Annotated in this window: 13 protein-coding genes; 3 read left to right on the top strand and 10 right to left on the bottom strand. The window is 69.7% G+C overall.

The features are described 5' to 3' along the window. Positions 1 to 4: 4 nt before the first annotated feature. Positions 5 to 223: a hypothetical protein gene (locus tag J7528_RS21255; protein ID WP_291878656.1), complete on the top strand. Its 219-nt coding sequence runs from the start codon at positions 5 to 7 to the stop codon at positions 221 to 223. Between the two features lie 68 nt (positions 224 to 291). Here the strand turns inward: J7528_RS21255 and trbB are convergent, their stop codons facing one another. Both trbB and J7528_RS21245 read right to left on the bottom strand, forming a co-directional pair. Then, the gene (trbB, locus tag J7528_RS21250) at positions 292 to 1,245 is read right to left on the bottom strand and encodes a P-type conjugative transfer ATPase TrbB (protein WP_291878653.1); all 954 of its coding nucleotides are present in this window, start codon (positions 1,243 to 1,245) and stop codon (positions 292 to 294) included. Between the two features lie 4 nt (positions 1,246 to 1,249). Beyond that, the gene (locus J7528_RS21245) at positions 1,250 to 3,181 is read right to left on the bottom strand and encodes a type IV secretory system conjugative DNA transfer family protein (protein ID WP_291878650.1); all 1,932 of its coding nucleotides are present in this window, start codon (positions 3,179 to 3,181) and stop codon (positions 1,250 to 1,252) included. Positions 3,182 to 3,318: 137 nt separating this feature from the next. On the opposite strand from J7528_RS21245, the gene J7528_RS21240 reads away from it, so the two are divergent. Continuing rightward, positions 3,319 to 4,197 (top strand): endonuclease/exonuclease/phosphatase family protein, encoded by an 879-nt coding sequence (locus tag J7528_RS21240; protein ID WP_291878648.1) that lies wholly within the window; start codon positions 3,319 to 3,321, stop codon positions 4,195 to 4,197. A 52-nt stretch (positions 4,198 to 4,249) separates the two neighbouring features. On the opposite strand, the gene mobQ is transcribed toward J7528_RS21240, so the two are convergent. After that, positions 4,250 to 5,746 carry a MobQ family relaxase gene (mobQ, locus tag J7528_RS21235; RefSeq protein WP_291878645.1) on the bottom strand — a complete coding sequence of 499 codons (1,497 nt, stop codon included), beginning with the start codon at positions 5,744 to 5,746 and terminating at the stop codon, positions 4,250 to 4,252. A 254-nt stretch (positions 5,747 to 6,000) separates the two neighbouring features. On the opposite strand from mobQ, the gene J7528_RS21230 reads away from it, so the two are divergent. Then, complete coding sequence (locus tag J7528_RS21230; RefSeq protein WP_291878642.1) at positions 6,001 to 6,567, top strand: hypothetical protein; 567 nt, start codon at positions 6,001 to 6,003, stop codon at positions 6,565 to 6,567. Here J7528_RS21230 and J7528_RS21225 read toward each other — a convergent pair. The 7 genes from J7528_RS21225 to J7528_RS21195 all read right to left on the bottom strand — a co-directional run bounded on the left by J7528_RS21225 (position 6,564) and on the right by J7528_RS21195 (position 12,824). Then, positions 6,564 to 6,893 (bottom strand): hypothetical protein, encoded by a 330-nt coding sequence (locus tag J7528_RS21225; RefSeq protein ID WP_291878639.1) that lies wholly within the window; start codon positions 6,891 to 6,893, stop codon positions 6,564 to 6,566. The two genes, J7528_RS21230 and J7528_RS21225, sit on opposite strands and share 4 nt — an antisense overlap. 390 nt (positions 6,894 to 7,283) lie before the next feature. Further along, the gene (locus J7528_RS21220) at positions 7,284 to 7,517 is read right to left on the bottom strand and encodes a hypothetical protein (RefSeq protein ID WP_291878636.1); all 234 of its coding nucleotides are present in this window, start codon (positions 7,515 to 7,517) and stop codon (positions 7,284 to 7,286) included. Positions 7,518 to 7,875: 358 nt separating this feature from the next. Beyond that, positions 7,876 to 8,559, bottom strand: coding sequence for a cell wall hydrolase (locus J7528_RS21215; RefSeq protein WP_291878634.1), 684 nt, complete (start codon positions 8,557 to 8,559; stop codon positions 7,876 to 7,878). Positions 8,560 to 8,573: 14 nt separating this feature from the next. Continuing rightward, positions 8,574 to 9,095, bottom strand: a complete 522-nt coding sequence (locus tag J7528_RS21210) for a S26 family signal peptidase (RefSeq protein ID WP_291878632.1) — start codon at positions 9,093 to 9,095, stop codon at positions 8,574 to 8,576. Between the two features lie 165 nt (positions 9,096 to 9,260). Then, positions 9,261 to 10,325: a ParB/RepB/Spo0J family partition protein gene (locus tag J7528_RS21205; protein ID WP_291878629.1), complete on the bottom strand. Its 1,065-nt coding sequence runs from the start codon at positions 10,323 to 10,325 to the stop codon at positions 9,261 to 9,263. 14 nt (positions 10,326 to 10,339) lie between these two features. Next, positions 10,340 to 11,548, bottom strand: coding sequence for an AAA family ATPase (locus J7528_RS21200; protein ID WP_291878626.1), 1,209 nt, complete (start codon positions 11,546 to 11,548; stop codon positions 10,340 to 10,342). A gap of 313 nt (positions 11,549 to 11,861) precedes the next feature. Next, positions 11,862 to 12,824, bottom strand: coding sequence for a replication initiator protein A (locus J7528_RS21195; RefSeq protein WP_291878623.1), 963 nt, complete (start codon positions 12,822 to 12,824; stop codon positions 11,862 to 11,864). Positions 12,825 to 12,975 lie beyond the last annotated feature (151 nt).

Here is a 12,975-nt window from a genome sequence, read left to right as displayed (position 1 = left end):
GCGCTTGGCGCGACGTCCAGACGACGGCGTCATCACCCCGTTCCGGCGCGTCAAGCGCAAGGCCTCGACCGCCGAGCACCTGAACAAGCGTCACCACGATATCGCGGTGACCGACATGAACGGCTTCCGCGGCGAGACCGGGCGGGTTTGGACCCGCGACGCTGGCCCCCGGGCTCTCGCCCATATCGACACCCCGCGACGGCCGCGCGCCTCCAAGCCCTGATGATTCAAGGCGCGGATCGCGCCGGGCGGCGCGGGACCGAAACGTCGCCCTGGCGCGGGCCCCGAGGATCATAGCGGCGAGAGTTGGTAGCCGATCCCCTCCTCCCAGCCGTCCACCCGCACCAGGCTGTCGAGCAGCCGCCCGCCCGGCGCGCGGCGCAGGAAGGCGATGAGGTCGATCGCCTGGCCGATCGCCCGCCGCGGCACGGTCTGGCTGACCTCGCCGATCAGATCCTCCAGGCGGGTCAAGGCTTCGGCGGCGCTGTTGGCGTGCAAGGTCGCCAAGCCGCCGGGATGGCCCGTGTTCCACGCCTTGAGCAGATCGAGCGCGCTGCCGTCGCGCACCTCGCCGATCACGATCCGGTCGGGTCGCAGCCGCAAGGACACCTTGACAAGGTCGGCCATGGTCACGGCTGGATCCGCGCCGCGGGTCAGCAGGGAAAGCTGATCGCGCGCGGCGCATTTCAGCTCTTCGGTGTCCTCGATCAGGATCACGCGGTCCTGCGCGAACGCCGGCAGGGCCAGGATCGCATTGCCCAGCGTGGTCTTGCCCGACCCCGTGCCGCCGGCGATCAGGATGTTGTCGCGGGCGGCGACCGCCTCGGCGAGCGCCCGGGCCTGCGCCGGGCTCATGACGGCCTGTTCGACATACTGATCGAGCGTGAAGATTTCCGAGGGCGGCTTGCGGATCACGAAGCTGGGCCCCTTGGCCACCGGGCCGTAGACGCCCTGGAACCGCTCCCCGCCCGGCAGGGTCGCGGCGATCAGCGGCTGGTCGTGATTGACCACCACACCGGCATGGTCGGCCACGAGCCGCAGGACCCGCTCGGCGTCGAACCGCGTCAAGGTCGCGCCGCTGAACGCGCGGCCCGCCGCGAGCCGTTCGATCCAGATATGGCCGTCGGCATTGACGATGACCTCCTCGACGTCGGGCGCGGCGAGCGCCTCGGCGATCGCCGCGCCCAGCGCCTGAATCAGGGCCTCGGACTTGCGCGACAGGGTTTCTGGCGAGGGGCTCGACATGGGGTCAGTCCTCGAAGCTGTAGACGAGATCGGCGATGCTGAGGCTGGCGGGCGGCGGGGCCTGGCCCGCCCCCGCCCCCACATCGGGCGCCGGCTGGAGCGGCGGGGCGTAGGGCTCCACGGGCCGAACCCCGAGCCAGTCGATCGGCGGCGGGCCCGCAGTGTCCAGCGTCTCTGGCGTCTGCACGAACCGAGCGCGCTCGCCGGCGAAGAAGTTGCGCGTGCGCGCCTTCAGGGCCGGCTCCTCGTGATAGCGCAGCTTGTCGGTAACGAAGGGCTTGGCGTTGTTGACGAACAGGAACTGCTTGTCGGCCGGCAGGGCGCGGACATCCTGTTCGCCCAGGATGTAGCGTTCGACCTCGGCCTGGCTGCGGCTGCGGTGGCCCTTGGCGAAGGCCAGCCTCGGATCGCTGAAGCTTTCCCGCATCTCCAGCGCCCGGCCCGCGCGCTTGACCACCCGCTCGATGCTGGTCGGCTCGGACGTCGCGAAGGCGGCCGTGACGTGGCAGTTGTCGAAGATCGAGGTGTGGACGCCGTAATATTTGAACACGTCGTTGAACGACTGGCAGATCAGGTGCGCGACGATGCCGTAGCCGGCCATCTCACCGATGGCGTTCTCCAGGAACGGCATGGGGCCAAGCCTTGGAAACTCGTCCAGCATCAACAGGAGATCATGGCGTTTCTCGCGCCCCCGGCTGTCGCAGTCGACGGTTTCCATCAGGCTGTTGATGCTCTGGCGCAGCATCACCCGCACCAGAAAGGCCAGTCGGTCGGCATGGGCCTGGGGCGTGATCAGGTAGAAACTCACCGGCGCCGTCGCGCAGACCAGGTCGCCGATGCAGAAGTCCGACGCGCTCGTGGCGTGGGCGACCAGCGGGTCCGCCCACAGGGCCAGCGATTTCTGGGCGGTGGCCAGGACGCTCGAACGAACCCGAGGCTCCATCGTCCGAAGCGCGGTCGCCCCCAGCCAGACCTCCGGATGCACCTCGGCGATGGGGCGGCCATCCTGATCACGCGCCAAACCGTCGGCCGCCGCAGGGTCGGGCTTCCAGCGGTGCTTTGTGCCCAGCATCGCATCGAGCGTCGCCTCGATGTCGATCAGCAGCCGCCGGACATGGGCCAAGGTCTTGTTCTCGTCGGCCTCCGCATAGAGGCAATGCAGGATCACGCCGGTGAAGAAATTGGCCGCGCTCTGGTCGAAGAAGTCGAGATTGCCGCCCTTGAGCCCGATCGGATCGACCAGGATGCCCACGATGTTCTGAATGTCGGCGACTTCCATGGGTCCCTTGCGGACCTCGAACAGCGGATTCCAGCGCGCGGTGCTGGGGTCGGTCGGCGCGAAATAGAACGTGTGGGAAAAGGTGCGCCGATGGTCAGCGGTGATGTGCCAGAGCTCGCCCTTCCGATCATAGACGAAGACGCTCTCGCCCCAGCTGATCAGCGTCGGCACGACGTGCCCAGCCCCCTTGCCGGATCGCGAGGCCCCGACGATCACGCAATGGACGAGCAGGGTGATGACCAGCAGGCGGCCGCGCAGCCGGCCCAGCACCCGGCCCGTCAGCCTGCCGTTCGACACCAGCCGCGCGCGGCGGGCATCGGCCAGCGTCCCCCAGGCGCCCTTGCCGAACGGTTTGGGCCGCGCGACGAAGCGACGCGTCAGGCCGATGGCCAAAAGCAAGGGCCAGAGGAAGACGCCGAGCCCAGCCAGGGCGGCCTGGTCGAAGGCGCGCGGATAGGCGTTGGCATAGCGTCCGTACCAACGCAGAAACGTCCATGGCGCATAGATCCTGACCGCGGCCGCGTCCGACCAGCCGGGCCCGAGCGCGGCGGCATAGTCGAGCTGGTGGGCCAGCATCTGCGTCGCCGTCGCCAGACCACAGCTCGCCGATACGGCGCCCAGGATCACCATGGCCAGGCCCTTGCGCGCGGGGATCAATCACACACTCCCTAGCCCCCGCGCCTAGACGAGCAACCCGCGCGGACGGCGCCAATCCCTCAATTTTAAGGGGTGGCGGCCGAGGCCTTGGCCGCTATGCAGGCCAGGCGCCGCGGGGCGCCAAGCTGGAGATCCTGATGTTGCGATCGCTCGCCGTTCTTGCCGTCTGCCTCGCCGTGAGCGCCTGCGCCCACACACCCGCGCCGCGTCAGGGGCCGCTGCGGATCGCGACCTGGAACATGGAGCATCTGTCGGAGGATGGCGCGCAGGGCTGCAAGCCGCGCGCCGACGCCGACTACGATCGCATGCGCGCCTATGCCGATCGGCTCGGCGCCGACGTCGTCGCCTTCGAGGAGGTGGAGTCGATCAAGGCCGCCGCCCGCGTGTTCGATCCCGGAAAATACCAGCTCATCATCGAGGACCGGCCGGCGGGCGACCACTTCCCGTGTGGCGGCCAGGCCGGTCGCAGGCTGACGCGCCAGGCGGTCGGCTTCGCCGTTCGCAGAGGGCTGGCGTTCGATCGCGCGCCCGACCTGGCCGCCCTGGCCCTGGGCAATCCGAACCTGCGCTCGGGCGTTGACATCACCGTCAAGCCGCGCGGCCGCGCGCCGGTCCGGCTCCTGGCCGTCCATCTCAAGTCAGGCTGTTTCAATGGCCTGAACGGCGAGGCCTGCCAGACCCTAAGACGGCAGATCCCGGTGCTTGAGGCCTGGATCGACGCGCGCGCGGCCGAGCCGCTTCGCTTCGCCGTGCTCGGCGACTTCAACCGCCGCCTGGCCCGCAAGGACGACCCCCTCTGGGCCGACCTGGACGATGGGCAGCCGGCCAATGCCGATCTGACCCTAGCCGAGGGCGTTGCGACCCCGCGCTGCGACCCGCGCTTCAAGGAGTTCATCGACCACATCGTGCTCGACGCGCGCGCGACGCGCGATCTCGCCGGTTTCCAGGAACTGACCTACGCGCCTGCCGATGGTCACCCCTCCGATCACTGCCCGATCATGGCGCTGCTGAACTAGTCGCGGCGCTCCGCCACGAGGGCTCACGGCGCGCCAAGGGTCGCCCTTGGGATCACCGCTGCGGACGAAGGCCTGGAGCCTTGCCGGCAATGAGCGCCTGCACCTTGTCGAGGCTCTTTTGCTGGGCGGCCGCGGGATGCCCGGCGATCGCGTCGACCACCCGTCGGTCGATTTCGCGCACGGCTTGGCTAACCCCCAGTCGCATCTGCGATGGGGCCACGAGCGTCTCCTCGCCCAGCGCCTGGGCCACCAGGAGCTTGGTGCGGGTGCGCGCGACCGCCTCGATCCGCTTGTTGGCGCGCTTGATCTTGCGCTCGAGCGTGCGGCCTTCGCGGCGCGCGGCCTCGGCGGCCTGCTTTTCCGGATCAAGCCTCGCCGCCAGGAAGGCCCGCCCATCGGCGCTTCGGAGCCAATCGCGGCGGACCTCCCAGCGCACCCGCGCCAGTCGAGCGTCGCGTTGGGCGCGGGCCAGGGCGTTGAGCTCGGCGTGGGCCGCCCAGATCATCCGCGCCGGGTTCTTGATCCACCGCGCCAGGGTCGCGCGCCGGACCCGGCCCTCTTCAATGCGGCGCTCGGTCCTGGCGAGCCGCTGCACGGCGCGGGTCCTGTCCGCCCCGGCCTCGGCGAGAATTTCGCGCACGATCTCGCCAGCGCGCGGCGGATCCGGGCGCTGCAAGCGACCAAGCTCGCGGGCCCAGGCGTCGCGTTCCTGAACCATGGTGGCGTGGATCGTCTCGAACTCGCGGATGACGGCGCCGATGGGATAGGGCCCCCGCTCCAGCGTCTGGGCCATCCGGTCCTCCAGGTCGCGAACCTTGGCCGGGCCCTCCTTGCGCGCGGCGTTGCGGTCCTCGATCCGGCGGTTGATGTCGCCCCGGTCGGAGGCCTCGCCCCGGCGCTCCATGCCCGAGGCCGCCGGGCCCAGATGAATGGTCGGCTCGCGATCCTCGGCCTGGTGGGTGAGGCTGTGATGGGAGACCTGCGGGGCGTCGGGCCCCAGGTGTTGGCGAAGATGCTGGTTCTGGATCTCGCACCACGCCAGCCGCAGCGACCGCACGGCCTCCGGACCGTCCCAATCTCGCGCCTTGAACGCGAAACCCTCGGGCGTCACCCGGCGGGTGGTCACCAGGATGTGGGCGTGATGATTGCGCTGGTCGCCATGGGCGTCTGGGTCATGCAAGGCGTAGTCGGCGATCATGCCGCGGGCCACGAGGCTCTGGGTGACGAAGGCCCGCACCAGGGCGTGACGCTGGTCGTCGGTCAGCTCGTGCGGCAGCGAGATCAGCACCTCGCGGGCCGTGCGCGAGTCCGCGCGCTTGTCGGCCGCCTCGGCGGCGTTCCACAGCATCTCGCGATCCAGGAACTGAGCCGGCGCGGTTTCAGGGGCCATGACGCCGGCGAACACCACTCCGCCCTTGGCGGTGTAGTCGAAGGTCATCTCCAGGCGCTTGTCGTGCAGGCTCGTCGCCGCCCGATAGGCGGCGGCGGCCACGGACGAGCGGCCGTCCGCGCGCTTGATCGCCTGCACTTCGAGCCGAAATTGGGCCACCTCAACTCCTCGTTCCCAACGCGCCGCAGGCCGGATCGCTAAGGGGCTTGCCCCTTGGCTTCTGCCGACCCGGCGGCCCGATTTCGGGCCGGCCCTGGTCGGCGCGCCGGCGACGCCGGCCGCAGGCATTGTTCGCAATGCATAACTGCGCCCTTGCCACCAACGGCGAGACAGGGTTACGCTCCCGCCAGTCCGAAATCAAGACGTCCGAAATCAAGACGCCGCCCGCCCATTCACGCACAGCCCTCGCCGTCATGCCCGCCTCCGCCGCTCGCCCGCCCCGTAGACCCGAAAGCCAAACCGCCCGTCGCCGGCGCCTGGACGCGCTCGAGGTCAATCTCGCCGATCGCGAACACCAGGCGCAGGAACGGCTCGCGGGTCTCAGTGGACGGCTGCCCCGCAACCGGGGTCACGTGAAGCCCCTGGCCAAGATCGAGGACGACGAGACGCGCCTGGCCGTCTGGCGCGCGCGGGTCGAGCGCCTGGAAGCCCTGCTCGACCAGACCGAGCGCAAGCGCGAGACGCGGGCCAAGATCGTGCTGGGGGCCACCCTGCTGGCCGAGGCTGTCGCCGATCCCGACGACCCGTTGCTGGCCCGGCTGATGGCGATCGTCGATCAGCGCGTCCATCGGCCGAAGGATCGCCGCGCCATCGCCGAGACCCTGGGCCTGGCCATCGCGCCCGTGAAGGATCGCGCGGTCCCGGACCTGCCCGACTTCGACGCGATGGCCCAGGCGAAGATGGCGGCCGGCCATGGCCCGGCGACCGCGGCGCCCAGGCCAGACCGGCGCAAAAAAGGGGGCCAAAGCCCCCTGCCCTAGTGCCGGGTGGTCAGGGTCCACCGGTCGATCATCTGGTCGATCAGCCGATCGCACTCGGCCTTCAGCTGCGCGTTCGACTTGCCATGCGGCGGGAAGGTCACCGCGACGGTGTCGAGACCAAGATGATCGAACGTCACCACCGAGAGCATGGCCGGCTCGGCCGCGGCGATGGCGTGCCGCGTCAGGGCCTCGTGCTTGTCGTCGGTCCAGCTGCGGATAAACGCGCCGCCATCGAGCTTCAGGACGATGCTGTAGCGGGGCTGGCCGCTGTCGATATGGGCTTGGATCAGCTGACGGTCGATGAGGTCGAAATGGGTCGAGGACATGGGACAGCTCCGGCTGGATCGACGCTCCCCTTGAGCGCCTTTGTCCCCCTCCCTCTGTCGGGCCCCGGCCTGTCACCGCAGGGGGCGTGCGCGCGCGACCCCGGAGGGGAACCCGCGCCAGCGGGTTGACGGGCCGGGTGACAGGGTATCCTTGGAAGAGGCGCCCCCAGGCTCAGTAGCCGACGCCGCGCCGTCGCCAGTCGACGGCGACGGACGCCCTTCAGGGCGGACGCCAGCGAGGCGGGCCCACGGCCAGACGCGCGCCGACCGACCCGCGCGCGCCAGCGCTGGGGCGCGGAGGCAAGCGCCCCCAAGCTGTCGGTAGGGCGCGCGCCCCGAAGGTCGGCGCCGCCCGGTCCGCTCAGAGGGTCAAGCGCAAAAAGGGGGCCGTCAGCCCCCCCTCCCCTTCTCCGCGCCCATGATCACGGCGTCGAAGACCAACAGGTAAAGCATTGCCACCAGGTCCATGGCGATGATGCAGCCGCACGCGTCCATCACCCTGGGCCCGATCGCGTGCGGCAGGAAGAACGCGGTGACGAACCCCAGGCAGCCCAGGACGCCGGTCGCCATGGACAGCTTGAAGAGGACGGTGACAACGCGCTTTTCGAGATGTGAGAAGGTCATGGTTCTGATCTCCGATCGACGCTCCCCATGAGCGCCTCTGATCCCCTCCCCCTGTCGGGCCCCGGCCTGTCACCGCAGGGGTCGCGCGGGCGCGACCCCGAAGGGAAACCCGCGCCAGCGGGTTGACGGGCTGGGTGACAGGGTCCCCTTGGAAGAGGCGCCCCCAGGCTCAGTAGCCGACGCCGCGCCGTCGCCAGTCGACGGCGACGGGCGCCCTTCGGGGCGACCGCCAGCGAGGCGGGCCCGCCGCCTGACGCGCGCCGACCGACCCGCGCGCGCCAGCGCCGGGCTGCGGAGGCAAGCGGGCTCGCTTGATCCGTAGGACCCCGCGCCAAAGGCCGCGGCGTCCGGCCCCGCCCTAGCGCCGGCTCTCGACGGCCTGGCCATCGCTGAGCACGAAGATCCCGCGCCCCGGCGCGGCCGGGGCGCTGGCGACGGGCGACACGGCCGCGCCAGGCGGCGCGCGCTTGGGCACGAAGATCGCCTCGGGCGCGGCGGCCGCGACCTTGGCCCGGCGCGCGCGTCCGGTGGCAAGGTAGAAGGCGTGGTCGCCGATCACCGCGCTGGGCGCGGCGCCGCCAAAATGCACCAGGCCCGGCGCCACCTGTCCGGCGGCGGCGCGGGCGGCCACGATCCTCGGGTTCTGGAAATAGAGCGCGCCGCCGGTCAGGTCCGGCGCCCGCCCCTCCAGAACCAGGTTGATCAGGGTGTCGATGCGAGCGCGCTGGACGGGCGTGGCGGCCGGCAAGGCGCGCCAGTCGCCGCCGGCCCGCATCACCGGCTCGAACTGAGACCGGGCGTTGAGGACCTGGTCGACGCTGGCGCCCCAGCGCTGGTCGGCCACCCGGTTGAGGATCGTGTAGACGACGGCCAGGCGCCCGCTGTCGCCCTGGTTGGCCGCCTCGGCATAGGCCACCCGGGCGATGGCCTCACGCGCCCCGGGCGCGGCCAGTGCCGTGTGCACGTCCGGCCCAGGCGGCCCGACCTGCGCGACCGCCTCGGCGCTTACCAGCACCGCCGACAGGCTCAGCGCGAGGGCCAAGACCTCCCGCCGCCTCATCGTCCCGGCGCTCGCGACGCGGACGTCCACACCGGCGCGTAGACCCCGATGATGTCGCCGCGCCGGATCGGACCGTAGTAGCGGCTGTCGAAGCTGTTGGGGATGCGGTCTGAGAACACCAGCTGCTCGCCGGCGGCCAGCCGCCGGCATCCCGACCAATGCGGCAGATCCCGACCAGACCGATCCGTCCTGGCCACCGCGCCCAGCCGCCGCCCGTCGACGAGCAGGCGCCCGTCCGCGACGCAGGCGAGCGCGCCAGGCCCGGCGACCACGGTCTTGAGGACGCTGCGCGGCGCGGGACCCGCGCCGGTATGGTTGAGAAAGGCGCGCGCGGCGGGCGGTGGCCGGAACGCGATCAGCACGCCCGGACGCACCGTCGCGTCGATCCGGCGATAGACGCCCATCGGTTCGCTGGGCGAGGTGTTGATCAAAATCAGGGGCGTGGGCGCGACCAGGCTAGCCAGCGCCGCGGGCGCGGGGATCAGGGCGGTAAGGATGATCGGGCCAGTGACGCGCATGGCCCGAGCCTGCCGCGCTCGGCCAGGCCCGCGCAATCCGTCAAAATTGGGGGGGTGGTCACTGATCCCCCGTGAATGTTGGCACGTGCCAACATCGACCTGGCCGCCAACAAAAAAGCCCCGCCGGTCGCCGGCGGGGCTTTTGGATGAACGCCGCGCCGCGCCCTAGGCGCTCGGCCGCAGGCGGGCCAGCTCGGCCTCGAGGGCGGCGACGAAGTCTGCATTGCTGGCGCTGGCGTCCAGCGCCAACTCCAGAACAACCTTGGCCGGGCCCTTGGGCTTGACGGTGAACAGCGTCACCGCGCCGGCCTTGACCACCCGCGTCTCGGCCGACAAAGCGGCCGGCGCGGCCTTGGCGATGGCGGCGTTGCGCAGGGCCGCCACGACCTTGGCCGCTTCGAGATAGGGCTCGCCGCGCTGGCGACGCTGGGTCTGTTCGGCGGCGAGCTTCTTGGCCCCGGCGATCACCCGGCCGCGTTCGGGGTTCTGGTTGAGGAACGCCTTGAGGTCCCGAGCATGCTTGACCTTGATGGCCAGGTGATCGCCGAAGGCGGCCACGACATCCTCGGGCAGCTTACCCAGGTCCAGGAACCGCGAGAGCCAGCCGCGTTCGACGTCGAGACGCTCGGCCATGCGCATGGCCACGCCGCCATAATAGCGCTCGATGGCGTCGAGGTAGTCGACGGCCCGCTCATAGTCCGACAGGTCCTGGCGGGCGCGATTTTCGATGTCGGCCAGGCGGAAGGCCTGCTCGTCGTCGAGAACCCGTTCCTCGACCAGATACTTGAAGTCGCGGTGCTCGACGTTGCGCAGGTACGACACCGCCCAGTGACGCCGCGCGCCGCAGATGACCTCGAAGTCGACGTTAGGATCGTCGGTCACCCGGCGCACGATGGCCGGAAACTCCTGTTTCTGCTGGGAGCGCAGGCCTTCCAGCAGCTCCGAGCAGGTCTGGGGCGTCAAGAGGTCGTACTTGCGGTTATGCCGCTCCCACATCCGGCAGCGGGCCGGGTCGACTAGTTTCAGGGTCTTTTCCTGGTAGTCGCCGGAGGTGACGCGCGCCAGGCCCAGCATGCGGTCGCTGACCCGCGGCGGTATGGTCGGAGCCGGCGTCGTCTCGACGGCCGCGCTGGGGCCGGTCGTCGGAGTATTGGTGACCGGCGGCGGCGGGGCGTCGCCCATGATGCCGGCCAGAATGTTGCGGTTCTTGCCCGTGGTGGATGCGGCCATGACCCCCTGCCCTTTTAAGCCAGACCCAGACGACGAAGCTCGGCCCGATGGCTGGGCCACGCCCGCCGGATCAGGAGCTCGACCTCGCTGTTGAGCCGATCGAGATTGTTGCGGCAGCGCTCGTGCACGCGGCTGCCCCCGCCCGACACCTCGTAGACCGTGCGCAGCTGGACGTTGGCGTTGTCGATTTCGGCCGAGTCGAGCAGCGAGGTCGCCAGCATGTCGGCCCCGAACACCGCCGACATCATGTCGCGGATCTGGGTGTGGGCGCTCTTGCCCTCGTCGACCTTGGTGGCCACCACGCGCAGGAACTCAAAGCCCCGCTTGGTCAGGCCATAGTCGTCGAGCACGCCGAGCGTATCGACGATCATCCTCAGGAAGTGGGCGGTGGAGGCGAAATCGACGGTCGAGGGCGGCGTGGGGATCAGCAAGGCGTTGGCCGCGCGCAGCACCGCCAGGGAAATCATGCCCAGGGCCGGCGGCGGATCCAGTAGCACCACGTCATACCGGCCGGCCATACCGTCGATGCCGCGCCGCAAGCGGTCCAGCACCTCGGGACTACCGCGCATCCTGGCGGCGGCCTCGTATTCGGCCTGGTAGAGCCCGAGATTGGCCGGGATCAGGTCGATGCCCGGCCAAGCCGTCGGCCGGATCGCATAGTCGAGATTGGGCTCATCGCCATGCCGGAAGAACGGCAGCAGAGTGTGGTCGTCATCGATGTCGATGTCGGGATTGAAGCCAAACACCGTCGTCGAGGAAGCCTGGCTGTCGCAGTCGATAATCGCGACGCGATAACCCTTTAGCGCCAAGTACTGGGCGATGTGGCAGGTCAGGGTCGACTTGCCCACGCCGCCCTTGAAGTTCTGAACGGCCAGGACGATCGGCGGATCGCCCTCGCCCCGGCGCGGCCGGGTGCCGAAGACGTCGCGCATGTGATTGATCTCGGCGAGGCTATAGCCCTCGCGGCGGCCATTCTCGGTCATACGCGGCGCGGGTAGTCTCCCGTCAGCCTCGTAGAGACGAATGTTCTCGGCGGACCTACCCACCATTTCGGCGGCCTTACCGACCGGAAAACGGAAGTCGACGATCTTCTCCGAGCCCGGCGCGAACACCGTCGCCCGCAGGCGATTGATGACGTGGTCGGCGCGCTGGGTCAGATGGGTCAGTGCGTCGAGCAGCACCGGACCGGTGTCGCGTTGCGACGTTGCGGCGATAGCAGACATCACCCCCTCCATTTTGCAAATTTCGGCGACCTTACCGGAATTTTGCAAAATAGTCCTGCCCAGGGTTAACAAGTCCCTAATGTTCTTGCGCGGCGTCGAGCCCTCCAAGGCTCGAGGCGCCACGCACGCACCAACGCGGCCACAGCGCCGTTAGAAGGGAATGTTATCGGCGAAGGTTAGAAGGGTTAGATCCTGGCCGACCACAGCCAAACCCTTACCCGACAAGGGCTTCCAAGAAGACCCGGTCACCAATCCCCCGAGACGCGGTCACTGATCCCCCGAAGCGAGGGTCACCAATCCCCCGAGGAAAAGGTCACCGATCCCCCGACCGGGGGCCCCTGCCCTCGAACCGCGCGTCGAGCTCGGCCGCGCGGGCGTCCTCCCGGGCGCGACGCGAATCGGCCGCCGCCATCGCCTCCAGCTCGGCCTTGATTCGTCCCCGCTCGGCCGCGTCGCGCCGGATGAAGTGGACGGCCGCCTCGCCGTCGCGGGTGGTGGCGTGGCTCATGGCGTAGTCGGGCAGGCTGTCGGCCGCGACGATCTTCTTCAGCAGGTAGGTGAACTGCTTGAGCGGTCCTTCGCTGCCCGACTTTTCGTGCAGCAGCTTGACCCGGCAGGTCCAGCCGCTGGCCTGGTCGCCCGCGTGCTTGCGGGCGATGCGATAGATCGCCCGCTCCAGCCCCCCGGTGAGCAGGAAGTAGTCGGGATGCAGGGTCAGCAGCGCCCGATCAGCCATCAGGCCTTCATAGACCCAGTTGGACAGGGTCAGGGTCAGGCCGCGCGGCGCGCCGGTGACCGGATCCGATTCCAGGGTCCACTCGTCGAGCCAGCCGAACTGGGCGCGCTTGTTGCGCTTGGGCGCGCGCAGGCTGGTCTCGATGGTCGTCGACTGCAGCCGCTCCAGCGCCGCCTGCAGCTCGCGATAGCCCGTGCCGCCGGTGTCGCGATGGATGGCCTTGAGCAGGTCGTAGGAGGTGGTGCGGATGGTGCGCGGGATGTCGTTGTCGCCGCGCTCGCGCAGCTTGTTCAGGTGCGAGGTCGCCCAGATCAGGATGTCGGCGTCCCAGATGGTGGCGATGCCGAACTGGGGATTGGCGCTCACCCGCACCGTCACGTCGCCGTCGGGGGAGACATACGCGATCGGCTTGAGGCGCTTGCGCTTGCCCAGCGAGAAGAACGGCCGCTCCATCAGCTCGCGCTGATCCTTCCACGCCAGGTCGGCGACCTGCGGGATGAAGAGATCGAACTCCTGATTTCGAATCGCACGCTTGGACATGATCGGTCGCCATTGTGCGCCCAGGCGAGGGGTGAGGCAAAACCCCAAGGCCCGCCGGAGACATCAACACCGCGCGTGCGGCCCGATGTTGGCACGTGCCAACATTGGCCCCTGCCGCGCCCTCGGCCGCCTCGCGGCCCCGCCTCTGCGG

This window comes from Caulobacter sp. (assembly GCF_017744445.1).
Taxonomy (GTDB): Bacteria; Pseudomonadota; Alphaproteobacteria; order Caulobacterales; family Caulobacteraceae; genus Caulobacter.
This window is presented reverse-complemented; position numbering and strand designations above follow the sequence as displayed.

What these genes read in the sequence shown, in the direction of transcription:
- J7528_RS21210 (WP_291878632.1), bottom strand. Translation starts at nt 9,095, where the DNA reads ATGCGCGTCACTGGCCCGATCATCCTTACCGCCCTGATCCCCGCGCCC.
- trbB (WP_291878653.1), bottom strand. Translation starts at nt 1,245, where the DNA reads ATGTCGAGCCCCTCGCCAGAAACCCTGTCGCGCAAGTCCGAGGCCCTG.
- J7528_RS21220 (WP_291878636.1), bottom strand. Translation starts at nt 7,517, where the DNA reads ATGACCTTCTCACATCTCGAAAAGCGCGTTGTCACCGTCCTCTTCAAG.
- J7528_RS21195 (WP_291878623.1), bottom strand. Translation starts at nt 12,824, where the DNA reads ATGTCCAAGCGTGCGATTCGAAATCAGGAGTTCGATCTCTTCATCCCG.
- J7528_RS21205 (WP_291878629.1), bottom strand. Translation starts at nt 10,325, where the DNA reads ATGGCCGCATCCACCACGGGCAAGAACCGCAACATTCTGGCCGGCATC.
- J7528_RS21240 (WP_291878648.1), top strand. Translation starts at nt 3,319, where the DNA reads ATGTTGCGATCGCTCGCCGTTCTTGCCGTCTGCCTCGCCGTGAGCGCC.
- J7528_RS21230 (WP_291878642.1), top strand. Translation starts at nt 6,001, where the DNA reads ATGCCCGCCTCCGCCGCTCGCCCGCCCCGTAGACCCGAAAGCCAAACC.
- J7528_RS21200 (WP_291878626.1), bottom strand. Translation starts at nt 11,548, where the DNA reads ATGTCTGCTATCGCCGCAACGTCGCAACGCGACACCGGTCCGGTGCTG.
- J7528_RS21225 (WP_291878639.1), bottom strand. Translation starts at nt 6,893, where the DNA reads ATGTCCTCGACCCATTTCGACCTCATCGACCGTCAGCTGATCCAAGCC.